This is a genomic window from Corynebacterium sp. ACRQK (assembly GCF_022345965.1).
Lineage (GTDB): Bacteria > Actinomycetota > Actinomycetes > Mycobacteriales > Mycobacteriaceae > Corynebacterium.
The window spans coordinates 204,050-226,887 of sequence record NZ_JAKRMU010000001.1 but is presented as its reverse complement, the minus strand read 5'-3'; the positions used below and the strand labels follow the sequence as shown (position 1 = coordinate 226,887).

Here is a 22,838-nt window from a genome sequence, read left to right as displayed (position 1 = left end):
ACACTTGGGCGCAGTTAGAATGGACGGACATATCATTCGGCGCGAGACATGAGGACGGAGAAGAGTAGTTTCACATGGGAATTCTCGACAAGGTATCTTCGCCCGCTGACCTCAAGGGGCTGGACACAAACCAGCTAGAGCAGCTGGCCGCGGAGATCCGCGAGTTTCTTATCCAGAAGGTCTCCGCAACCGGTGGCCATCTGGGGCCAAACCTGGGCGTTGTAGAACTGACGATCGCTATGCACCGGGTATTCGACTCGCCTTCGGATCCGTTGATTTTCGACACCGGCCACCAGTCCTACGTGCACAAGATCCTGACGGGGCGACGGGATCTTTTCGACACGCTGCGTCAGAAGGATGGGCTCTCCGGCTACCCAGATCGCGCGGAGTCCCCCCACGACTGGACCGAGTCCTCCCACGCTTCCGCCTCGCTGTCTTACGCAGACGGTCTGGCCAAGGCTTTCGAGCTGACCGGCCAGGTCCACCGCCACGTTGTCGCCCTAGTCGGCGACGGCGCGCTGACCGGTGGCATGACGTGGGAGGCGCTGAACAATATCGCCGCTGCGAAGAACCGCAGTCTGGTCATCGTCGTCAACGACAACGGTCGTTCCTATTCGCCCACGATCGGCGGCCTGGCCGAAAACCTTGCCGCCCTGCGCCTACAGCCGATGTACGACCGGGTGATGGATACGGGCAAGAACGCCCTGGGTCGTATGGGTTGGGTGGGCGACCGCGCTTTCCAGGTGATTCACGGTCTTAAGGAGGGCGTGAAGCACACGGTCATTCCGCACGAGATGTTCCCGGAGCTGGGGCTGAAGTACATCGGTCCCGTCGATGGCCACGACCTGAAGCAGGTTGAGAACGCCCTGCGTTACGCCAAGGACTACGGCGGCCCGGTGATTGTCCACACTGTGACTCAGAAGGGCAAGGGCTTCGACCCCGCCGAGCAGGACGAGGCTGACCAGATGCACTCCACCGGCGTGATCGACCCGATCACCGGTGAGTCGATGGCGAAGAAGACTGAGGGCGCGATCAGTTGGACCAAGGTGTTCTCGAACCATCTGATCGACATTGCCAACGAGCGCGAGGACATCGTGGCCATCACCGCCGCAATGGCTGGACCGACTGGCCTGGCCGACTTCGCCAAGGCACACCCCAGCCGCACCTACGACGTTGGCATTGCCGAGCAGCACGCGGTGACCTCCGCCGCTGGTTTGGCTCTTGGTGGTCTGCATCCGGTGGTGGCTGTCTACTCGACGTTCCTCAACCGCGCATTCGACCAGCTTTTGATGGATGTTGCCCTGCTGAAGCTGGGCGTCACCCTCGTCCTCGACCGTGCGGGCATCACCGGCTCTGACGGCGCGAGCCACAACGGCATGTGGGATCTGTCGATCACGGGCATCGTCCCTGGCATCCACGTGGCCGCCCCACGTGACGCCCGAACCCTGGAGTTGGCCCTCGACCGCGCAGTGGCCATCGACGATGCACCGACCGTCGTGCGCTTCCCGAAGGGCAACGCCCCCGCGGATGTGCCTGCGGTTCGAGAAGAAGCCGACTTCGACGTGTTGTTTGAGCAGGGCGGGGAGCAAACTGCTGGTCGCGTGCTCATTGTCTCGTTCGGAGCTCTTTCGGATCAGGCGCGAGGCGCTGCGCAGGCTCTTTGTGACGCCAACTTCTCCGCCACCGTCGTGGATCCCCACTGGGTGGTTCCCACTGCGGATAGCTTGCTGGAGCTCGCCCGCGACTTCGACCTCGTCGTCACGATCGAGGACAATGGCGTGCACGGCGGAGCGGGCAGCCGCCTGCACTACGACTTGTCTCAGGCGGGCATCGATGTGCCCGTCCGCAACCTGGGCGTACCGCAGGAGTTCCTGGCTCATGCCTCGCGCGGCGAAGTGCTGGAGGATCTAGGCCTGGATGTGGAGACTGTCGCCGGGACTGTCGTGGGCTACGCGGAGAAGCTCTAGTCTGCGTACACCGCCGCGACGGCGGGTGTTGTTGCGTTAAGCAACACCTCCACCTGCCAGGGCCGCAGCCCCAGGGCGGTCCACTTGTCGCCGAGTAGTTGCTCCCATTCCGCAACTGGGTCATCTGAGCCATCCAGCGCGCCGGTGTCTTCAGCCACCCAGCAGCCCCAGGCGGCTTGACGCAGATTCTTCCTGGTCACAATCGTGTCCAGGCGGATCTGTAGGGCATCCGCTACGTTATCGGCTGCGGAGAGAATCGCTTCGGAGTAGGCAGCCGCGCGGGGGTATTCCTCAGGCCAGACCTTGTGGTCCGGGATGCCTCTCGTGGGGATACGTGGCGGGTGGAACTGTTGGGTCTCGAGATCCTGAGGATCGGACATGAGGGCGTCCGAAAGAAGCTCGGCTAATTGCCTGCGAGCCCGAGGTTTTATGCGCGCCCGCGAGTGATGCAGACAGGAGTTCAACTGTCGTAGTGCGCCAGCGCGGTCACGATCCGCGCGGCCGGCGATGTCCACGAGGTCGCGGCTGCGCAAGATCGCCTCCGGGGAGATATCGCCGCGGCGGGCCATGACGTCGCGGGATTCCCATAGGTCGTGGGCGATCCGGCGGGGAAGAGCGCGGCGCAGCGAACTCAAACCCTTCAGTCCCGTCCAGTCGTTGGCGGACAGGGGAGAGGCAGAGGCCAGTATGTGGCCGCACTCCTGGACATACCACTCGGTGCGGCCGGTCTCGGCGAGGTCATCGAGGCAGCAATTCAATAGTTCCAGCAGCCATTCGACGTCGAGGGCGGCGTAGTTCAGCATCGCCTCGGTCAGCGGTCTGCGCGACCAGTCCGCATTGCCTTTATCCTTGGGCACTTCGATGTCGAAGTAGGCCTCTAGCATTCCGGAAAGACCAATGCGTTCGGCGCCCAGGATCTGTCCGGCAATTTGCGTATCGTGCAGCACGCGCGGGCGCCAACCCAAAGCCAACAGGCACGGCAGGTCGGTGTGAGCGGCGTGGAGCACCCAGTCGGACTCGTTCACGACCTTGGCCATGCGGCGAGTGGCTTGGGGTTCGGCCTCAGGATCAATCAGGAAGGTGCCGGAGCCGTGGCGGCGCAGCTGAATCAGGAACGCGCGATCGTCGTAGCGGTAGGCAGAGGCGCGCTCCGTGTCGATGGCGATGGGGCCGTGGCCTGCGGCAAGTGCGCGGGCGGCGGCGTCGATGTGCTGCGGGGTATCCCGCAGAACCGGGGTGCCGGCGGCGGGGACAGAGACAAAACTCACGGCTATAACGATACGTCAGCCCGCCGCTTGCCTCGCTTCGGAGCCTCTTGCCTTTACTAAGAGTAGTTTTATTAGGAGTTACTAGGAGTCGTTTGCGGCTGTGGTGCTTGCGGGACGGGCGCCGAAGGCCAGGCTGGTCACGCCCTCGGGTGGGAGGCCGGCGACGTTTGCCAGCACCTCCGCGAAGGCTTGGACATGGCCGGTGAGGTCGGAACCGGTGGCAGTCCAGGAGGCGCGCATTTCCAGCTGGAAGGCGCGCGGGGGTCCACCGATCTCTCCGTAGCGGACGGAAGCTGTGGAAGTCACCGTGCCTCCGAGGTTGGTGTATTCACAGTTGGGGGAGTCCAGCTGCTCCTTGAGCCAGTCCCACGCCACATCCGGTAGCAGCGGGTCGGAGGCCACGGCAGCGTCCATGTCCGCCTGGATATAGGCGACCATACGCATACGCTTGCCCTTCCACTGCTCGTCGCCCTGTGGGTCGTGCAGCAGGATCAGGCGGCCGAAGGCATCGCCAGCGGGAGTGCCGGTGCTGTCTTCGCTGTCTTCGTCGGCGGGTAGCACCTCGAGGCCGATGGCGTGGCTGAGGGGGGCGAGGTTTCGGGGCGGTCGGATGTCTCCGACGCTGATGCCGCGACGCACTTGTGCTTCCGACATGGAGCGCACCGCTTCGTGGAAGTACTCTGGGATCTCAGTCTCTTGACTCACAAGGCCTAAACCTAGCCTTTAAGGTTTGTCGCGTTTGTGAGGCGCGCCGAGGGCGCTGGCATAATGGCATCTATGACGAGTGAGCCTTTTGATTGCCCCATCCAAGCTGACACCGCTGCCGCGGAGCTAAAGCGTCGCGCCCACAAGGACGCACCGTTCCTCGCCGCAGCGCGCGGAGAAACCCCAAGTCGCCGCCCGGTGTGGATGATGCGCCAGGCCGGCCGCTCCCTGCCGGAGTACCGCGAGATCCGTAAAGACTACGGAATGTTGGAATCGTGCTTTAATCCGGAGCTGCTCGCGGAGATCACCCTGCAGCCGGTCCGCCGGCACGACGCGGACGCGGCGATCCTGTTCTCCGACATCGTGGTACCGCTCAAGGCCGCAGGAGTGGATCTGGATATTGTTGCCGGCCGCGGTCCCGTCGTACAGCACCCCGTGCGCACGGCACAGGAGGTAGCTGCGCTGCCGATTGTCGAGGGCGGTCAGCTCGATAGCATCGTCGAAGGCATCGGCGGAGTGCTTGAGGGGCTGCGCGACGACCAGGTCCTCATCGGTTTCGCCGGCGCGCCCTTTACTCTTGCCTCTTACCTCGTTGAGGGTGGTCCTTCGAAGAACCACGAGGTCACGAAGGCCCTGATGTACTCTCAGCCCGAAGTGTGGCACGCCTTGATGCGCCGATTGACCCCCACTATTATCCGCTTCCTGCAGGTTCAGGCGGAAGCCGGCGTGGACGCCCTGCAGCTGTTTGACTCCTGGGCTGGATACCTGACGGCGAGGGATTACCGCGAGTTCGTCCGCCCGTATTCCACCGAGATTTTCAATGCGATGCGCGCCTATGGCGTACCGATGATCCACTTCGGCGTAGGCACCGGGGAGCTGCTGGGCGATATGGCTCTGGCCGGCCCCGACGTGGTGGGCGTGGATTGGCGCGTGCCGCTGGATTCCGCCGCCACGCGCGTATCCGCCGCACTGCAGGAGGCCGCCCCCACGGCGGAGCCGACCACCCGTGCCAAGGCGCTGCAGGGCAACCTGGATCCGGCCGTGCTATTCGCCGGCGCGGACGTTGTAGAGGCGCAGATCGCCCGCGTTTGTGCCGAGGCTGACCGCGCTATCGAGCGTGGCCAGGCTCGCGGACACATCTTCAACCTCGGCCACGGAGTTTTGCCGAACACCGATCCCGATGCCATCACCCGCGCCTTCGAGGAGGTCCACAAACGATGAAGGCCAACCAGTTTTCCTGCCACTTCGAGAAACTAGAGACCTTCGGGCTGGAGGGGCTGCGCGTCGCCATCATCGGCGGCGGCATCGCCGGCCTGGCCGCGGCATGGGAGCTGCGCCGTCAGCTGGGGCCGAACACCCGCATTCTGCTGACCGAGGCCTACGACCGCTTGGGCGGAAAGCTCAAGACTGTGAACTATGCCAACGGTCCGGTGGACATGGGAGCGGAGGCCTACATGGGTTTCCGTCAGGACTTCACTGAACTGGTTGAATCCGTTGGGCTGGGGAACCAGCTGTGTGTGCCCTCTGGCCTGCCGAGTGGCTTCTATGTGGACGGCGCGCTTGTGGATATTCCGCGGCGCACGTTAATGGGCATCCCTTCCCGCGGCGCGGACGTTGCCGAGGTTGTGGGGCAGGACGGCGCTGCCCGCATCGACGCTGAGCGGAACGGCCAGCCGATGACGTGGACGCCGGGACAGGACACTTCCGTCGGACAGTTGGTGGAAGCCCGCCTGGGCCGCATTGTGGTCGACCGTTTGGTCTCCCCGCTGCTGGGCGGCGTGTATTCCTGCAACGCTTTTGATCTGGGAGTGCGCGCCACGCTTCCGCAGCTGGCGGCGGAGCTGGACCGCCGCGGCGCGTTAGGCCAGCCGTTCTTCCTGGTGGATGCCATCGAGCGCCTTCTTTCCCAGCGGCCTGCGCCCAAGGAGGGGGAGAAGCCGAAGCCTGTCTTCCGCAGCCTACGCGGGGGTTACGCCAGCCTGGTAGACGCGCTGGTGCGCAACGCAGACCCGGAGCTGCTGCGCAACACTGCCGTGGAGTCCATCGGTCGCACCCGAGGCGGCTACTACATCGATCCGATCGGTGAGTTCGATGCAGTCATCGTAGCCACCCCGGCGCCCACTGCCTCGGCGATCCTGCAGTACATGGCTCCCACCGCTGCAGATGTGTTGGGTGATATTGATCTTGCCAGCAGCGTAGTTGTCGGTATGCGGATGGCTTCCGCCCACGGCATCCCGGAGCGTTCGGGTGTTCTTTTGGGAAGTGACGCACCCACGGAGGCGAAGGCTTTCACGTTCTCGTCTCGTAAGTGGCCGCACCTGGGCGAACGCGGGGGAGCTTTTGTGCGGGCTAGCTTCGGCAGCTTTGGCAACCCGTGGCACTTGGACGTAGATAATCGCGCCTTGCTGAGTTTTGCCGTCGAGGATCTAGAGCGCATCACCGGCGAGCGGAAGACCCCGGAGGAGTACTTCGTCCAACGTTGGTGGGGTGGACTGCCGCGCTACGGTGTGGGCTACATGGATGCAATGTCCCAGGCCTACGACGAGGTACTGGGCATCCGCGGGCTGGCGCTGGCCGGTTCGATGCTCAACGGTGTGGGCGTGCCCGCAACCGCCGCTTCGGGCGTGGAGGCCGCGCGGGAGATCATCCGCGAGATGGCGTGATCCACCCCACGCCTAGCTCCTCAGGAAGGTGATCTCGCGTAGATTGGATTTCGTATAAGCCGTTAACGGCTGCCAAAGAACCTATGAATGGAACTCAGAAAGGCTAAAGAGGCTAAACACAATGACTGAACTGAACGCGCAGGATATCAAGCGTCTCAACGCCGTCGTTCGCTTCGCCACCTACTCGGTCTTCAAGATCGAGCCTGGCGTGCTGGGGGATCGCTCGGAGGTAGCTGCTGATTTTCAGGCATTCATTGATTCCTTTGAGCATGAGGAACTGATGATCCGCGGCGTCTACGACCTGTCCGCGCTGCGCGCCGAGGCCGACGTCATGATCTGGTGGCACGCGGAGAAGATGCAGGATCTACAGGTGGCTTACCGCCGCTTCCTCAAGGAAACCAAGCTGGGACAGGCCTGCGAGCCGGTATGGTCCAACACCTGCCTGCACCGCCCGAGCGAATTCAACAAGGCTCACCTGCCGTCCTTCATCATGGGCGAGGAGCCGGGCGATTGGATCTGCGTCTACCCGTTCGTCCGCAGCTACGAGTGGTACACCATGGATCGCGCGGAGCGCTCCCGCCTGCTGCGCGAGCACGGCAAGGCCGCCCTGGGCTTCGACGAGGTTCGTGCTAACACCGTCCCCGCCTTCGCACTGGGTGACTACGAGTGGATCCTGGCCTTCGAGTCCCCGACTCTGGAGCGCATCGTCGAGCTGATGTACAAGATGCGCTACACGGAGGCGCGTCACCACGTGCGCGAGGAAATCCCGTTCTTCACCGGCCGCCGTGTCAACGGCGACAAGGAGGAGCTGGCCAGCTTCGTGGAGTCGCTGGCCTAGCCGCCTAGTTAATCGGCCGGATCTGCGGCCGGCTGCAGCGTCAAAGCAATGCTGTTGATGCAATAGCGCAGATCGGTGGGCGTGGGGTAACCCTCGCCCTCGAAAACGTGGCCCAGGTGGCTCTCGCACTGCGCACAGAGAACCTCGATGCGGCGCATGCCGAGGGAATCGTCGACGCGGGTAATGACCGCTTCCGAATCCTTCGGGTCAAAGAAGCTCGGCCAACCGCAGTGCGAATGGAACTTTTCGGTCGAGCGGAACAGCTCTGCTCCGCAGCCCTTGCAGGCGTACACACCCTCCGTTTCCGTGTCCGTGTACTCGCCCTTGAAGGGAGCTTCAGTTCCGGCCCGGCGGAGCACGGCGAACTCCTCGGGGGTCAGGCGCTCGCGCCACTGCTCGTCAGTGAGCTTGCGGAAATCAGCGGTCGGGTTCAACTCAGCCATCAGTAGCTTCTCCTGTCCTAGTCTTGTCCCGGTAGAAGAGACCGTTCGTGTGTACATCGCCTAGGGGGTGGACGTTGTGGCGTCGTTCCCTAAAGAACCACATCGTAGAAACCACCGCAGCGGCGACCAGCAACAATGACCAACCAATAGTGCCGCGCGTATATTCCGCCACTCGGCCGTAGTTGACCCATCGATCCGAAAACCAGGAGTCGTGGCTGAAGAAGAAGTACACGCCCAGCCACGCCACGGGGTTATGCATAACGGAGCGGGAGGAAAGAACGGTGAATAGCAGCGGCAGCAGCAGCATCGAGTAGTACATCTGGCCCAGGCTGCTAATCAGGAACACGCCCGTGAGAAGCACGCCGGCGGTGCTGGCGGCCCACATAACCGGCTCTCGGTCGCGGAAGCGCAGTAGCATGGCCAGTGCCACAAGCACGCAGATAGCGGCCAGGATGCGCCAAAGCCAGATCGTCCAGTCCGGGAAGCCGAAATAGACACCCACGCCGGGGATCGACGAGTTGGCGAAATCCCGTACCTCGCTGAGGTAGGGCAGCAGCTTGTCGAAGTAATCGCCAGCGTTTGTGGTGAGCGGCCAGGCGATGACATTCATGACTACCGGGACCGCCAGGCCAGTGACGATAGTGGACAGCTGTCGGCGCATCAGGGGAATGAAAAGCAGTGGCAAAAACTGCGGTTTGATTGTGATGGCCAGGCCGATGACGATGCCCGCCAGCAGCCCTCGATTGTTGATAAGGAGCCACAGGAACAGCGACTCAGCCAGCAACAGCACGCCGTTGATATTGCCGAAGCCAAGGGTGTTGGCGATCGATTCGGAACTAAAGAGAAAGAAGATGCCGACGGGCAAGACCCAGGATCGCAGGGAATAGCCAAAGAGCTTCGTGAGCACCACAACCGCCAGCACTGCCGCAACACCGTTGCCGACCACGTACACGGCGCGTGCCAGTTCTAGGTTCGAAAGTAGCGACAGGGGACTCAGTAGTAGCGTGGCGCCGGGGGAGTAGAGGTAGTGCGGATCCGTGGAGGAGTAATCCTGGTCGTAGATCGCCTCCTGGGCGCGGAACTTGTACAGCGCTGAGATGACCGTACCGAAGTCGTCGGTGAGGCGCGAGTTCCAAGGGCGAACGAATACGCGCTGGATAAAGGTCATTACAGCCAACGGCCAGAACACCCAGCAGAGGATCTGCGAGGTGTCTACGCGGCCATCTGTACGTGTAGAGGAAAGTTTCTCGGCATTCATCGCCGACTAATTTTAGACCCCGAATGTTTTCGTTAGCGCTGCCACGCCGCTGGTAGGGCATGAAAAAAGGGACCCGGAGGTCCCCGAAAACTGGAGCGGATGACGAGACTCGAACTCGCGACCCTCACCTTGGCAAGGTGATGCGCTACCAACTGCGCTACATCCGCATGCGAAAGGTATTAACCCTTACGCTAGAGGCTCCAAATAGGATCCAGTGCGCGATACTGGGATCGAACCAGTGACCTCTTCCGTGTCAGGGAAGCGCTCTCCCGCTGAGCTAAACGCGCCTTAAGTTCACTATGGGTTTAAAGAATGTGGAGGTGGAAACGGGAATCGAACCCGTGTACACGGTTTTGCAGACCGTTGCCTAAGCCACTCAGCCATTCCACCGCGGCAAGAAATTCTTGCTCGTGGCCCACTTTAGTGAACCGTGGAGCGGATGACGAGACTCGAACTCGCGACCCTCACCTTGGCAAGGTGATGCGCTACCAACTGCGCTACATCCGCGTGCGAAAGGTTATAATCCTTCGCTGGTGGATCCGAAGGGGATCCTGTGCGCGATACTGGGATCGAACCAGTGACCTCTTCCGTGTCAGGGAAGCGCTCTCCCGCTGAGCTAAACGCGCTAAAACAAAACCCAAGCCCCGAAACGAACTCGAGATCTTGCTTGAGTTTGGAGCGGATGACGAGACTCGAACTCGCGACCCTCACCTTGGCAAGGTGATGCGCTACCAACTGCGCTACATCCGCATGAGCAACTTTGAGTGCTTAAAAGCAATTCTTCGTCGCTGCGACAACAAACACTAGCCTGTTAGTCACCTAGTTCACAAATCCCCAGGTAGATACGTGCTTCTAAAGACTGTTTTTGTGGCGGTTGAAGGTTCCGGAACTACAGCTTTGCAATTCGACCATTTGGCATCGATGCGGTGTCAGCCTACGGGTTTTGGTCTTGCTTAGGGGCTAGTGGTACCTTTCCCTCTTGAAGGTTCCATAGCTCAGTGGAAGAGCGTTCCGCTCACACCGGAAAGGTCGCTGGTTCGAACCCAGTTGGAACCACCACATACCGCCTGGCTTTGTTGCCGGGCGGTTTTTTATTACAGCCCTGAAGGTACCCCCGCGGGGTAAGGGCTGGGAACTCTTTCGGCGCGGCGCCCGACTACTTGAATAGCGCTGGAAAGCCTCGCATGGTTGAGGCAAATCTTTTCGGCGCTATGGTGTTAGCAGTGTCGTGACAGAAAGGTTCACCGTTTACATGCCTCGCCGTTTTTCTTCTTTGGGACGCCCCCTAGGCCGCATCCTGGCGGCATCTGGAATGGTTGCCGCCGTTTCCGTGGGTTTTGGTGCGCCAGCTTCTGCCCACGACGTCGTGGTGAAGTCCACCCCGGAGGCCAACTCAACGGTCGATCACCTGCCGGAGAAGATCGTACTGAACTTCTCAGGTGAGCCGCAGGAAGGCTTCAACACCATCGCGCTGTCGCACGATGGAGAGGTACTCGTCCGCGACGAGCCGGCGGCCAATGGTCGGGAGCTTTCCGTCGATGTTCCGGCGGATGTGCAGGAGAAGAAGGACGGTGGCGAGTACACCGTCGGCTATCAGATCACTAGCTCCGACGGTCACTCCACCCGCGGCAGCCTGAAGTTCAACTTGGCTTCCGGGGACGGTGGCGAAAGTAATAGCAGTGGCGAAAGCCCATCCGAAGGTGGCTCCGAAGAGGGGACACAGGGGGAGCAGTCCCCATTTCCTTCTTGGTTATTGCCTTTGGGCGGTATTGTCGTAATTGTAGGTGCCGTGGCAATCGCCATCGCACGCTTTCGTGACTTGAAGAACGACTAGCCGACAGTGGTTGGATAGAGCGTTCCTCATGTCCGATTAGTTGACGATTACCTGATCAGGAGATTTCCCGTGAAGAAGTTCCGCTCTGCAACCGCTGCCGCTCTGGCTCTGACCACCGCCCTTGCACTGTCCGCTTGCACCCCTCCTAACGAGAATGACGGCGGCCAGCGCGAGGACACCGCAACCACCGGCCCGGCTAGCCCGAGCATCCAGTCCACCGAGGAAGCAGCTACCGACTCGTCCGAGTCCGAGGCTGAAGAGACCGACGCTACCGATGCGGAGGAGACCGACGCTTCCGTAGAGACTGAGATGGGCGGCGCTGAAGTGGCCACCGGTAACGCCGAGGCAACCGCCACCGGCGCAGCATCCGCGTCGGGTGCCACCAACTAGCACGCGAAACGCTAGAGATCGCGTATAGCGTGTTCGGGATATAGCCCCGGGCACACAAATGGTTGGGAAGCCCGCACGCCTTTTAATTGAAAGGTTTGTTATGTCCCTGACCTCCCTGAACAACACCAAGAAGCGTGCCGCAGCCGCGGCTGCCGTTGCGTTGAGCAGTGCGCTGTTCTTTTCTGCATGCTCGGACGATGGGGAAGATAAGAACGACGCTTCCACCTCGGCGGAGGCTACTCAGTCCGCTGAGTCCGCTGATTCCGCCGACGACAAGGCTGCGGACGAGCAGGCTTTGGAGTTTAACGACTCCTATGTCACCGCCAAGCCTGCAGACAAGAACATGACGTCTGTGTTTGGCACTCTGCACAACACCACCGACAAGGACATCACCATCACCGAGGTGAAGGGCGACATTGACGGTGCGAAGTACGAGCTGCACGAGGTCAACGCTGACGGCGAGATGCAGGAGATCTCCAGCCTGACTATTCCCGCGGGCGAGGATAGCGTGCTGGAGCCGGGCGGAAACCACATCATGATCATGGAAGTTTCCGACGAGATCGCCGCTGGCGATTCCCTGTCCTTCACCCTGGTCGACGAGGATGGCAACGAGTACAAGCTGGATAACGTTCCGGTGCGTGTTCAGCAGTCCACCCACGAGCACTACGGTGACGAAGACGGCGGCGACATGGATGGCATGGACGGCATGCAGCACGGTGAAGAGCACGGACACGAGCACTAATACCCATGCCTGACCCCGCACGTTTTCTTCCTTCCATTTCTGACGCCCCCACCCCCGAGCCCACCCGAGGTGTGAAGTTCACTCGCCGTGGCTTCTTTGCGGGACTGGGGATGACCGGCGCCGCCTCCGTCCTGGCAGCCTGCAGCACAGCAGAAGACTCTGCTTCTACAGCTGGGAACGATGGTGCTGGCGATGGGGCGTCAATAAGAAAGATTGATTTCGATGGCCCGCACCAGGCGGGTATCCGGGAAGACTCGCAGAACCACGCGCTGTTGGTGGCTTTTAACCTCAAGAGGGACGGGCTACCGCGCGGTGGGCTGAAGACGAACCTGGAGCGCCTGATGCGCATCTGGACCGGTGATGCGCGTTCCCTGACCCAGGGGCAGGTTGCCCTGGCGGACCTGGAACACGAGCTATCTATAGCCCCGCAGAACCTGACGGTGACTGCGGGGTGGGGACCCAAGTTGATCAAGGATGCGGGCTTGATTGGCGCGGCTCCTTCCTGGGTGAAGAAGAACCTCAACGGGCTGCCGAAGTTCAAGGGAGACAAGCTTGACCCGGACTTCGGCGGTGCTGACGTGGTGCTGCAGATCTGTGGCGATGACCTCACGGCCGTGAGCCATGCTGCGCGTGTGCTGACCCGTGGCGGTCGTGATTATGCGACGCCGAAATGGACCCAGCGCGGATTTGTGGATTCGCCGACAGGCGAAACCCCGCGCAACCTGATGGGCTTCAAGGATGGCACCGCCATTCCCCGCACCGACGAAGAGTACGACGAATCCATTTGGGACGATCAGGGCGGCAGCGCAATGGTGGTCCGCCGAGTCGTGTTCGACATGCCGGGGTGGGAACAGCTGGACCGGAAGTCCCGAGAGGTCGTGTTCGGCCGACACGCGGACACCGGCGCGCCGCTGGGCGCGAAGGACGAGTTCGACCCGGTGGACCTCAACAAGACCGGCGATGACGGCTTGCCGCTGATCGACGAGCGCAGCCACGTTGGAATTACTGCAGGCGAGGGCACCCACATGAGGCGCCGCGCCTACAACTGGGACAACGAGGTCACCCCACTGGGCAACAGCGGGCTGATTTTCATCTGCTTCCAGGCCGACCCCGACGAGGCATTCACGCCTCTGCAGAAGCGACTCGCGGAGAAGGACCGGCTGAATACGTGGATCACCCACGTCGGTTCAGCGGTCTTCTGGGTACTGCCCGGCACACAAAACGGGGCGTACTGGGGGCAAGAGATTCTGGAGGGGTAGAATCTACGGGCGTTGAGGACCGTCACCAGGTATGTGACCGTCACTAAAGCCCGAGAAGGAGCACGATCCACAAGTGAGTACCCCCGAAAACACCCCAGGCGTCGTTACTTTCCGAGTTCCGGCCGGTACCCCGGCCGGCGCCGCCATGCGCGAGCTGGGCCTTCCCAACAAGGGGCCGGAAGCCATCGTTTGTGTGAAGGAGACCGAGGGGGAGGATGCCGGCCAGCTGCGCGACCTCTCCTGGGCGCCCCAGCAGGACGCGGAAGTGGCCGCCGTTCCGGCGAACACCGATGAGGGTCGGGGTGTAATCCGCCACTCCTGCGCCCACGTGCTCGCGCAGGCAGTACAGAAGGAATTCCCCGGTACCAAGCTGGGCATCGGCCCGGCCATCGACAATGGTTTCTATTACGACTTCCAGGTTGCAGAACCCTTCACCCCGGAGGACCTGAACAAGCTGGAAAAGACGATGAAGAAGATCATCAAGTCCGGCCAGAAGTTCGAGCGCAAGGCTTATGCCGACGCAGAGCAGGCTCGCGCGGAATACGCAGACGAGCCCTTCAAGACCGAACTGATTGCCGACAAGGGCAATGTGGATCCGGACTCCGACGAAGCCACCGAGGTCGGAACCGGCGAGCTGACCGCCTACAGCAACGTGAATCCGCGCACCGGGGAGGTCGAGTGGTACGACCTCTGCCGCGGCCCGCACGTGCCGACCACCCGCTACATCCCGGCTTTCGCCCTGACCCGTTCTTCCGCCGCCTACTGGCGTGGTGACCAGTCCAAGGCCGGACTGCAGCGCATCTACGGCACCGCCTGGGAGTCGAAGGAAGCCCTGGCGGAATACCAGACGATGATGGAGGAGGCCGAAAAGCGCGACCACCGTCGCCTGGGCCAGGAGTTGGATCTGTTCAGCTTCCCCGACGAGATTGGCTCCGGCTTCCCGGTATTCCACCCGGACGGCGGTATTGTGCGCCTGGAAATGGAGGAGCACTCCCGCAAGCGTCACATCGCCTCGGGCTACAGCTTCGTCAACACCCCGCACATTACGAAGGGCGATTTGTTCCAGAAGTCCGGTCACCTGGACTTCTACGCCGACGGCATGTTCCCGCCTATGCAGTTGGACGGGGAAACCGACGACGAGGGCAACGTCACTAAGCCTGCGCAGGACTACTACGCCAAGCCCATGAACTGCCCGATGCACAACCTGATCTTCGCCTCGCGTGGACGCTCCTACCGCGAGCTGCCGCTGCGCCTGTTCGAGTTCGGCACGGTGTACCGCTACGAAAAGTCCGGTGTGATTCACGGCCTCACCCGTGCCCGAGGTTTCACCCAGGACGACGCGCACATCTACTGCACCGAGGACCAGCTAGAGCAGGAACTGACCACGGTGCTGGAGTTCATCATCTCCCTGCTGCGCGACTACGGACTGGACGACTTCTACCTGGAGCTCTCCACCAAGGATCCGAACAAGTTCGTGGGTACGGACGAGATCTGGGAGCGCTCCACCGAAACCCTGGAACGAGTGGCCACTAAGTCCGGCCTGGAACTGGTTCCGGACCCGGCGGGCGCGGCCTTCTACGGCCCGAAGATCTCCGTCCAGGCTCGCGATGCCATCGGGCGAACCTGGCAGATGTCCACCGTGCAGCTGGACTTCAACCTGCCGGAGCGCTTCAACCTGGAGTACACCGCCCCGGATGGCTCCAAGCAGCGCCCGATCATGATCCACCGCGCGCTGTTCGGCTCCATCGAGCGCTTCTTCGGCGTGCTGCTGGAGCACTACGCCGGTGCGTTCCCCGCGTGGCTGGCGCCGCACCAGGTCGTCGGCATCCCGGTCGCTGATGAATTCAACGAGTACCTGGAGAGCTTCGCCGCAGATCTGCGCGCGCAGGGCATGCGTGCGGAGGTTGACACCTCCGACGACCGCATGCAGAAGAAGATCCGCAATCACACCACCGGCAAGGTGCCTTTCATGCTGCTCGTCGGTGGCCGCGATGTAGAGGCGAACGCTGTAAGCTTCCGCTTCCTGGACGGCACCCAAGTCAATGGCGTGCCGCGCGAGGAGGCGCTGCGCATCATCTCTACCTGGATCGCTGAGCGCCGCAATGACCAACCGAGCTCGGAGCTGATCCAGCCACTGGTGGAGGCTTAAGACAGCAGTGGGGCAGCAAACGGAGCAGCAGCGACAACCGAAACAGCAGACCGAACCGTATGTGGATTCAGGCGTAGGCTCCCAACCGGACCTGCAAGGCGGGCTGGAGCGACTGTGGGCACCCTATCGCTCCCAGTACATCGCCAAATCCAAACGGTCCGCCGACCCCTTTGCCACGCTGCCGGAACTTTCGGACGAAGAGGCCCTGATTGTCGCCCGGGGAAGATCTGTCTATTGCGTGCTGAACCTGTACCCGTATAACCCCGGCCACATGCTGGTGGTTCCTTATCGCCAAGTGGCTGACTATACGGAGCTCAGCATTGAAGAAACGGCGGAACTGGCGGAGTTTACAAAGATTGCGCTGCAGGCATTGCGGGCAGTTTCCAATCCCGAGGCGGTGAACGTAGGCCTTAACTTGGGCAAGGCCTCCGGCGGATCCATTCCGACACACCTGCACCAACATATAGTGCCTAGGTGGGCTGGTGATGCTAACTTCATGACAGTCATGACGGGCACCAAGGTACTGCCGCAGACGCTGCGGGAGACCCGAGCGCTGCTGGCAGAGGCCTGGAAAAGCGTTACCCGTTCCACCGACTAGCGGTTCAAACCATTAGGGAGAATAACTTCAGCGATGCTTAGCGTGCACGGCCGTGGCCCCGCCGCGGTCATCATTGAACCGATCGCCCGGGTGCTGCACAAGATGGGGATTACCCCCAACGCAGTAACCGTTTTCGGCACCCTGCTGGCGATCGGTTTCGCGCTCTGGCTGATTCCCTCCGGTCACCACTTCGCCGCCGCCGTACTCATCGGCCTTACGGTCGCCACCGACATGGTCGACGGCACGATGGCTCGCATGCGTGGCGGCGGCACTCGCTTCGGCGCCACGCTAGATGCCACCTGCGACCGCCTCAGCGACGGCGCCATCTTCGGCGCCCTGGTTCTCTGGTTTGGCCTGCAGGAGCCCGCGAACGTGGTGATGATGAGCGTCTGCCTGGTCATCCTTGTCGCCAGCCAGGTCACCAGCTACGTCAAAGCCCGCGCGGAGGCCTCGGGCATCAAGGTAGTCGGCGGGCTCATCGAGCGCCCAGAGCGCCTCATCATCTCCCTGGTCGCCGTAGGCATCGGCGGCCTCGGAGTGCCGCACGTCTTGGCGTGGGGACTGTGGATTCTCGCCGCTGGTTCGCTGTACACGGTTGTCGAGCGACTGGTTATTGTCGCTCGTTCGGACGCCGCGTCCCAGACCATCGCGGCACCCGAAGGAGCCCGCGAGTTCTCCGCCGAGGGGAGTGAAGACTAATGGGTGAGCGGCTGTCGGCCGCGGCGTATATCGCCGGCTGGAAGATAACCTCCAAGCTGCCGAAACCGGTGGCGAAAGCGTTGTTTGAATGGGGCGCGGACGTGGCGTCCAAAAAGGGTAAAGGCCCAGAACAACTACGCCGCAACCTCGCCCACATAGTGGGGCCGGAAAACGTGACGCGCGACCTGGTACGCCGTTCCATGCGCAGCTACATGCGCTATTGGCGCGAGGCCTTCCAGCTGCCGGCCATGGCCGGGCGTGAGCTGGCGGAAGAGCTGAACCGTAACTTCGTACCCGGCTCGCTGGAGCTGCTGCACGCGAGCGCCGAATCCGGTCGGGGCACCGTCATTGCCCTGCCACACGCGGGCAACTGGGACATGGCCGGGGTATGGCTGGTGCACCACTACGGAACCTTCACCACCGTGGCCGAGCGCCTGAAACCGGAGATCCTGTTCGAAGCGTTCGTGGAGTACCGCGAGTCGTTGGGCTTTGAAATCATCGCGCTGACAGGCGCGGACGTGCCGCCCTTGGAACGGATGGAGGAAGTGTTGCGCGGCGGCGGAACCGTGTGTCTGATGGGGGAGCGCGACCTGACCGGCCACGGGGTGGAGGTGGAGTTCTTCGGGGAGAAGACCTCTATGCCCGCCGGAGCGGCCTTGCTGGCGCAGCGCACCGGGGCGAACCTGTTCACCGCGCGCGTGGCCTTTCGAGGCGGTTCGACGGATCCTCGTCCCGAGCGGCGGGGCACGCCGGAGACCTGGGAGCACGAGGTCACTTCCGTAGAGGTGGAGGGACGGAGCCTCCAGCAGGTCGTGCAGCAGATGGCGGATAACTTCGCCCGCGGCATCGCCATGGACCCTCAGGATTGGCACATGCTACAGCCGTTGTGGTTCTCGGACCTATCGGAGGCACGCCGCAAACGCATGGGGTTGGGTGACGACAGCCCGACGGAAGGGCAGGACCAATGAGGATAGGAATGGTCTGCCCGTATTCCTTCGACGAACCGGGCGGCGTGCAGATCCACGCCATCGACCTGTGCACCGAGCTACGCAAGCGCGGCCACGAAGTCAGCCTGATCGGCCCCGGCAAATCCACCGAGGGGCTGCCGGATTTTGTGGAGCTGGGTGGCTCCAGCATTCCGATTCGCTACAACGGCTCAGTCGCTCGACTGAGCTTTGGTCCGCGGACGAAGAAGCACCTGAAGCAGTGGATCCGCGACAATCAGTTCGACCTTTTACACATCCACGAGCCGAACTCCCCGTCGTATTCGATGATGGCGATGGCCGTTGCGGAGGGGCCGATCGTGGCGACGTATCACGCCTCGGCCAGCGAGTCGAAGATCTTGAAAATGGCGCTGCCTTTCCTGCGACCCTACCTGGAGCGTATTCACGGTGGCATCGCGGTAAGTGAGGAGGCCCGCCGTTGGCAGGTGGAAAACCTGGCAGGCGACCCGGTGCTGATTCCCAACGGCGTGGAGACTTCCGTCTACCGGAACGCTGAACCCCTGGCCGGGCTGGGCACGCTCGAACAGCCCCGGCCGCGTCCGCGCCTGATGTTCCTGGGTCGTTTCGAGGAGCCCCGCAAGGGCCTGCAGATCCTGCTGGAGGCCATGCCGCGGATCGTCGCGGAAGTGCCGGACGTGGAGCTGCTGATCGCCGGTGGCGGCGACATCGACGCCCTGGTCGAGCGGGTAAGGAAGCTCGGCCTGTCCGTCTGTGTGGGGCTGGCGCCTAGCGCGAAGTCTAGTGACGCCCACGTGCGCGTTCTCGGGCGTGTCAGTGACGCGGACAAGGCCAGCGCGCTGAGCGCAAGTGATGTTTACGTGGCCCCGAATACAGGCGGCGAAAGCTTCGGCATCGTCCTGGTGGAGGGCATGGCAGCCGGGGCATCGGTGCTAGCCAGCGACATTCCAGCCTTTGAAGCCGTCGGCCAGCACGGTAAGTCCGCGCGCCTGTTCCGCAATGGTTCGGCCCAGGACCTGGCGGAGAAGGCTATCGGTCTACTGCGTGACGACGAGGGGCGTAGCAGGCTCATCGAGGCCGGAGCGCGGCGCGCCATGGATTTCGACTGGCAGACGGTAACCGACCAGGTGGAACAGGTGTATGACACGGTGACGGTCAAGGGGCGAAAGGTGGCACTGGCATGATCACAATTCCCGTGTGGGTTTTCATCATCGCGCTAGTTTTGATTCTCGCAGCCGTTGTGGGCGTGTGGGCCTCCGGCATGGCCAGCCGGCTGAACCGCCTGCATATCCGCACGGACTCTGCGCGCGTGAGCTTGGAGGGGGCGCTGCATTCCCGCTCCAGTGTGGTTGCAACACTGCAGCCGGAGTTAGGACAGGATGTGGCGCATGTGAACCGAGTAGCACTGCGGGCCACTGACATGGGCGCGCGCAGCGAGGCGGAGAACGAGCTGCTGAGCGAGCTGGATTCGCAGGTGTGGGCTAACCCTAGCTTCCTGGAGGCCTCGGCGAAGGTAGACCTGGCAGCGCGCTTTTACAACGATGCGGTCTCCGATACCTTGAGCGTGCGTTCCCGTCCGCTGGTGCGTGCACTGCGCCTGGCCGGCAGGGCGCCCTTACCGGAGTACTACGAAGCCCTTTTGTCCAGCCCCGCGCCCAGCGAAGATTCCGCCGGCAGCGGGGGCTAAACGGAGAGCGAGTTTTAATCTAATCCCGATAGTGGGATTGGAAAGTAGACAGGTTAGACTAGAACAGATCTAAAATTCTTCATAGATGGGAAGTTAAGCATCGTGACCAATAACTCTTCTGCTGCGAACACCGGTACCGCTCGCGTGAAGCGCGGCCTGGCCGACATGCTCAAGGGCGGCGTGATCATGGACGTCGTTACCCCAGAGCAGGCAAAGATCGCCGAGGATGCCGGCGCCACCGCCGTTATGGCTTTGGAGCGCGTGCCCGCCGATATTCGCGCCGAAGGTGGCGTTTCCCGCATGTCCGACCCGGACATGATTGAGGGCATCATCAATGCTGTATCGATCCCGGTTATGGCAAAGGCCCGCATCGGCCACTTCGTCGAGGCACAGGTTCTGCAGTCCCTGGGCGTGGACTTCATCGACGAATCCGAGGTGCTCACCCCGGCCGACTACAAGAACCACATCGACAAGTTCGACTTCGAGGTTCCCTTCGTCTGCGGTGCTACCAATCTGGGCGAGGCGCTGCGCCGCGTTAACGAGGGTGCGGCCATGATCCGCTCCAAGGGCGAGGCCGGCACCGGCGATGTTTCGAACGCAGTCACCCACATGCGCACCATCCGTGCAGAGATCAACCGTCTGACCTCCATGGCCGAGGACGAGCTGTACGTGGCCGCCAAGGAGCTGCAGGCTCCCTACGAGCTGGTGCGCGAGGTTGCTGCCAACGGCAAGCTGCCGGTCGTTTTGTTCACCGCTGGCGGCATCGCCACCCCGGCCGACGCTGCGATGATGATGCAGCTGGGCGCCGAAGGTGTCTTCGTTGGCTCCGGCATCTTCAAGTCCGGCAACCCGGAGCAGCGTGCCCGCGCCATCGTGCAGGCTACCCAGAACTACGACGACCCGGCGACCATCGCCAAGGTCTCCCGCGGCCTGGGCGAGGCCATGGTTGGCATCAACGTCGACGATATCCCGCAGCCGCACCGCCTCGCGGAGCGCGGCTGGTAATGGCTCCGCACCGTCCGAAGATCCTGGATGTCCTGGATCTAGAGCGCATCGACCGCGACATTTTCCGCGGCAGCCCGCTGCCGTCGAAGCTGGCGCGCACGTACGGCGGCCAGGTTGCCGCGCAAGCTTTGGTGGCGGCCACCCGCACCGTCAGCGAGGATTTCGCCGTGCACTCCCTGCACGGTTACTTCGTCGGTCCAGGCAATCCCGATGCCTCGACGGTGTTCTTGGTCGACCGTGTGCGCGACGGTCGATCCTTCGTCTCCCGTTCTGTGAAAGTAGTGCAGGACGGCAAGGCGATCTTCAGCATGCAGGCCAGCTTTCACATCCGCGACGACCACGGCCCGCAGCATTCCGATGAGATGCGCGCTGTGCCGGACCCGGAATCTATCGAAGTGGATACTGAGTCGCTGACCCGCGTCCAGCGGCTGTTCCGCGACGAGTGGGCCGACTGGGACGTGCGCATCGTTCCGCCGGAGGACTACGAGCACAACAAGTACACGGCCTCCCAGCAGGTAGTGTGGTTCCGCACGAAGTCCAAGCTGCCGGACATCGACACCCTGCACGTCTGCACCCTGGCCTACATGTCGGACATGACTCTGCTGTCGTCCGCGCTGGTGCCGCACCGTCCGGCTGAGTTCCAGGAGGCCTCGCTGGACCACGCCATGTGGTTCCTGCGCCCCTTCCGCGCCGACGAGTGGCTGTTGTACGACCAGGTTTCCCCGTCCGCCCACGGTGGCCGTGCGCTGACGCACGGGCGGATCTTCAACCAACAAGGCGACCTGGTGGCCGTGGTCACCCAGGAGGGGCTGACTCGCACCCTGCGCGACGGCGCCCAATCGGTGCCACTGAAGGAGCAGTAGGCCGATGATCATTGGCGTGTTGAGCGTGCAAGGCGGCTTCGTTGAGCACATGCGCAGCATCGAACGCCTGGGCCACGAGGCTCGTGCCGTTCGCCGCCCCGAGCACCTGGAGGGCCTCGACGGGCTGATCATGCCCGGCGGGGAGTCCACCACCATGTCCAAGCTGCTGGAACTCGGCGGAATGCTTGAGCCTCTGCGGACGCTGGTTGCCAACGGCCTTCCCGTGTTCGGCACGTGCGCTGGGCTGATTCTGTTGGCTGATCGGGTCTTAGACACTCGTAATGACGCCCACAGCTTGCACGCCATGGACATCACAGTGCGGCGCAACGCCTTCGGCCGCCAGATGGACTCCTTCGAGACCCAGCTGCCGTACGGAGATATCGACACGCCCGTCGAGGCCGTGTTTATTCGCGCTCCCAAGGTGGAAGAAGTGGGGGATGGGGTCGAGGTGGTGTCCACCTTGCCGGATGGCACGGTCGTCGGCGTGCAGCAAGGCAACGCGCTGGGATGCAGCTTTCACCCGGAGCTTTCCGAGGATGACCGCGTGCACGAGTATTTCCTGCGAATGGTCAAGCAGTACGGCGTGGAATAGCTGCCGCATAGGTTCAGCGGTTAGGGGCGTAGGGGCGTCATAAAGAAAAAGCGACGTGCGTGACGGCGGCTATACCGTGGGGGTCTAGTATGGAAACGAAACAGACGAACCCGACTACCGAAAGAGGATCATGGCCGGCCACTCCAAATGGGCAACTACCAAGCACAAGAAGGCTGCCAACGACGCAAAGCGTGGCAAGGAGTTCGCCAAGCTGATTAAGAACATCGAAGTGGCGGCCCGTACCGGTGGTGGTGACCCCAGCGCGAACCCGACGCTGCAGGACGCGATCACCAAGGCCAAGAAGTCCTCGGTGCCCAACGACAACATCGAGCGCGCCCGCAAGCGCGGCTCCGGCGAAGAGGCCGGTGGCGCTAACTGGGAAACCGTGATGTACGAAGGCTACGGCTCGAACGGTGTGGCCATGCTCATCGAGTGCCTGACTGATAACCGCAACCGCGCCACCACCGATGTGCGCACCGCCATGAACAAGAACGGTGGCAATATGGCGGACGCGGGCTCCGTTTCCTACCTGTTCACCCGCAAGGGCGTGGCAGTGCTGGACAAGGGCGAGAACACCGAGGACGACATCCTGCTCGCCGTGCTGGACGCCGGCGCGGAAGAGGTCAACGATATCGGCGAGAAGTTCGAGGTCGTGTGCGAATCCTCCGACATCAACGCCGTGCGCGATGCGCTGAAGGAAGCCGGGATCGATTACGACTCCATCGAGCTGGACTTCCGCGCGTCCATGGAGGTTCCGGCGGATGCCACCACCGCGAAGAAGGTGTTCAACCTGATCGACGCGCTGGAGGATTCCGACGACGTGCAGAACGTGTTCACCAACATGAACCTGTCGGATGACGTGCTGGCGGAGCTGGACAGCGAGTAATTAAAACACGTGTGCTATTCTTGGCTGCAC

Annotated in this window: 22 protein-coding genes and 7 tRNA genes; 19 read left to right on the top strand and 10 right to left on the bottom strand. The window is 62.4% G+C overall.

All coding sequences use genetic code 11. The features are described from left to right. The first annotated feature begins 74 nt into the window (after positions 1-74). Entirely contained in the window at positions 75-1,967 is a 1,893-nt protein-coding gene (gene dxs, locus MHX63_RS01075) for a 1-deoxy-D-xylulose-5-phosphate synthase (RefSeq protein WP_239386846.1), read from the top strand. On the opposite strand, the gene MHX63_RS01070 is transcribed toward dxs, so the two are convergent. Both MHX63_RS01070 and MHX63_RS01065 read right to left on the bottom strand, forming a co-directional pair. Then, the gene (locus MHX63_RS01070) at positions 1,964-3,235 is read right to left on the bottom strand and encodes a ribonuclease D (protein WP_239386844.1); all 1,272 of its coding nucleotides are present in this window, start codon (positions 3,233-3,235) and stop codon (positions 1,964-1,966) included. The genes dxs and MHX63_RS01070 overlap by 4 nt on opposite strands. Positions 3,236-3,316: 81 nt before the next feature. After that, positions 3,317-3,940, bottom strand: coding sequence for a DUF3000 domain-containing protein (locus MHX63_RS01065; protein WP_370643949.1), 624 nt, complete (start codon positions 3,938-3,940; stop codon positions 3,317-3,319). A gap of 63 nt (positions 3,941-4,003) precedes the next feature. On the opposite strand from MHX63_RS01065, the gene hemE reads away from it, so the two are divergent. The 3 genes from hemE (at position 4,004) to hemQ (ending at position 7,441) form a co-directional block, all read left to right on the top strand. Further along, on the top strand, positions 4,004-5,161 hold the full coding sequence (hemE, locus tag MHX63_RS01060; protein ID WP_239386842.1) for a uroporphyrinogen decarboxylase: 1,158 nt from the start codon (positions 4,004-4,006) through the stop codon (positions 5,159-5,161). Continuing rightward, positions 5,158-6,603, top strand: a complete 1,446-nt coding sequence (gene hemG, locus MHX63_RS01055; protein WP_239386840.1) for a protoporphyrinogen oxidase — start codon at positions 5,158-5,160, stop codon at positions 6,601-6,603. The genes hemE and hemG overlap by 4 nt, the downstream gene beginning before the upstream one ends. Positions 6,604-6,724: 121 nt before the next feature. Next, entirely contained in the window at positions 6,725-7,441 is a 717-nt protein-coding gene (gene hemQ / locus MHX63_RS01050) for a hydrogen peroxide-dependent heme synthase (RefSeq protein WP_239386838.1), read from the top strand. Positions 7,442-7,449: 8 nt separating this feature from the next. Here the strand turns inward: hemQ and msrB are convergent, their stop codons facing one another. From msrB to MHX63_RS01010, 8 genes are all read right to left on the bottom strand, one after another. Beyond that, positions 7,450-7,884 (bottom strand): peptide-methionine (R)-S-oxide reductase MsrB, encoded by a 435-nt coding sequence (gene msrB / locus MHX63_RS01045; protein ID WP_239386836.1) that lies wholly within the window; start codon positions 7,882-7,884, stop codon positions 7,450-7,452. Next, entirely contained in the window at positions 7,877-9,142 is a 1,266-nt protein-coding gene (locus MHX63_RS01040; RefSeq protein WP_239386834.1) for a glycosyltransferase family 87 protein, read from the bottom strand. Before MHX63_RS01040 ends, msrB begins: the two co-directional genes overlap by 8 nt. A 91-nt stretch (positions 9,143-9,233) precedes the next feature. After that, positions 9,234-9,309: transfer RNA gene (locus MHX63_RS01035), tRNA-Gly, on the bottom strand. 48 nt (positions 9,310-9,357) lie between these two features. After that, a tRNA-Val gene (locus MHX63_RS01030) sits at positions 9,358-9,429 on the bottom strand. Positions 9,430-9,457: 28 nt separating this feature from the next. Continuing rightward, positions 9,458-9,532: transfer RNA gene (locus MHX63_RS01025), tRNA-Cys, on the bottom strand. Between the two features lie 41 nt (positions 9,533-9,573). After that, positions 9,574-9,649: transfer RNA gene (locus MHX63_RS01020), tRNA-Gly, on the bottom strand. Between the two features lie 47 nt (positions 9,650-9,696). Further along, positions 9,697-9,768 (bottom strand) — tRNA-Val (locus MHX63_RS01015). Between the two features lie 48 nt (positions 9,769-9,816). Beyond that, a tRNA-Gly gene (locus tag MHX63_RS01010) sits at positions 9,817-9,892 on the bottom strand. Positions 9,893-10,126: 234 nt separating this feature from the next. Here MHX63_RS01010 and MHX63_RS01005 point away from each other — a divergent pair. The 15 genes from MHX63_RS01005 (at position 10,127) to MHX63_RS00935 (ending at position 22,808) form a co-directional block, all read left to right on the top strand. After that, positions 10,127-10,201, top strand: a tRNA-Val gene (locus MHX63_RS01005). 193 nt (positions 10,202-10,394) lie between these two features. Beyond that, a complete protein-coding gene (locus MHX63_RS01000) occupies positions 10,395-10,976 on the top strand; it encodes a copper resistance CopC family protein (RefSeq protein ID WP_239386833.1) in 582 nt (193 codons plus the stop codon). Between the two features lie 69 nt (positions 10,977-11,045). Continuing rightward, on the top strand, positions 11,046-11,366 hold the full coding sequence (locus tag MHX63_RS00995; RefSeq protein ID WP_239386832.1) for a hypothetical protein: 321 nt from the start codon (positions 11,046-11,048) through the stop codon (positions 11,364-11,366). 100 nt (positions 11,367-11,466) lie between these two features. Next, on the top strand, positions 11,467-12,108 hold the full coding sequence (locus MHX63_RS00990; protein ID WP_239386830.1) for a copper chaperone PCu(A)C: 642 nt from the start codon (positions 11,467-11,469) through the stop codon (positions 12,106-12,108). Positions 12,109-12,113: 5 nt separating this feature from the next. Beyond that, entirely contained in the window at positions 12,114-13,367 is a 1,254-nt protein-coding gene (locus tag MHX63_RS00985) for a Dyp-type peroxidase (RefSeq protein WP_239386828.1), read from the top strand. Positions 13,368-13,512: 145 nt separating this feature from the next. Then, positions 13,513-15,516 (top strand): threonine--tRNA ligase, encoded by a 2,004-nt coding sequence (gene thrS, locus MHX63_RS00980; protein WP_239387140.1) that lies wholly within the window; start codon positions 13,513-13,515, stop codon positions 15,514-15,516. Positions 15,517-15,523: 7 nt separating this feature from the next. Beyond that, positions 15,524-16,114 carry an HIT domain-containing protein gene (locus MHX63_RS00975; protein ID WP_239386826.1) on the top strand — a complete coding sequence of 197 codons (591 nt, stop codon included), beginning with the start codon at positions 15,524-15,526 and terminating at the stop codon, positions 16,112-16,114. A gap of 33 nt (positions 16,115-16,147) precedes the next feature. After that, complete coding sequence (pgsA, locus tag MHX63_RS00970) at positions 16,148-16,813, top strand: phosphatidylinositol phosphate synthase (RefSeq protein WP_239386824.1); 666 nt, start codon at positions 16,148-16,150, stop codon at positions 16,811-16,813. Further along, on the top strand, positions 16,813-17,781 hold the full coding sequence (locus MHX63_RS00965) for a phosphatidylinositol mannoside acyltransferase (protein ID WP_239386822.1): 969 nt from the start codon (positions 16,813-16,815) through the stop codon (positions 17,779-17,781). The genes pgsA and MHX63_RS00965 overlap by 1 nt, the downstream gene beginning before the upstream one ends. Further along, on the top strand, positions 17,778-18,959 hold the full coding sequence (locus MHX63_RS00960) for a glycosyltransferase family 4 protein (protein WP_239386820.1): 1,182 nt from the start codon (positions 17,778-17,780) through the stop codon (positions 18,957-18,959). Before MHX63_RS00965 ends, MHX63_RS00960 begins: the two co-directional genes overlap by 4 nt. After that, entirely contained in the window at positions 18,956-19,462 is a 507-nt protein-coding gene (locus MHX63_RS00955) for a hypothetical protein (protein ID WP_239386819.1), read from the top strand. Before MHX63_RS00960 ends, MHX63_RS00955 begins: the two co-directional genes overlap by 4 nt. 102 nt (positions 19,463-19,564) lie before the next feature. After that, complete coding sequence (pdxS, locus tag MHX63_RS00950) at positions 19,565-20,467, top strand: pyridoxal 5'-phosphate synthase lyase subunit PdxS (protein WP_370643948.1); 903 nt, start codon at positions 19,565-19,567, stop codon at positions 20,465-20,467. Beyond that, positions 20,467-21,330, top strand: a complete 864-nt coding sequence (locus MHX63_RS00945; protein ID WP_239386817.1) for an acyl-CoA thioesterase II — start codon at positions 20,467-20,469, stop codon at positions 21,328-21,330. The genes pdxS and MHX63_RS00945 overlap by 1 nt, the downstream gene beginning before the upstream one ends. Before the next feature lie 4 nt (positions 21,331-21,334). Further along, positions 21,335-21,922, top strand: a complete 588-nt coding sequence (gene pdxT / locus MHX63_RS00940) for a pyridoxal 5'-phosphate synthase glutaminase subunit PdxT (protein ID WP_239386815.1) — start codon at positions 21,335-21,337, stop codon at positions 21,920-21,922. 130 nt (positions 21,923-22,052) lie between these two features. After that, positions 22,053-22,808 (top strand): YebC/PmpR family DNA-binding transcriptional regulator, encoded by a 756-nt coding sequence (locus tag MHX63_RS00935; protein WP_239386813.1) that lies wholly within the window; start codon positions 22,053-22,055, stop codon positions 22,806-22,808. Positions 22,809-22,838 lie beyond the last annotated feature (30 nt).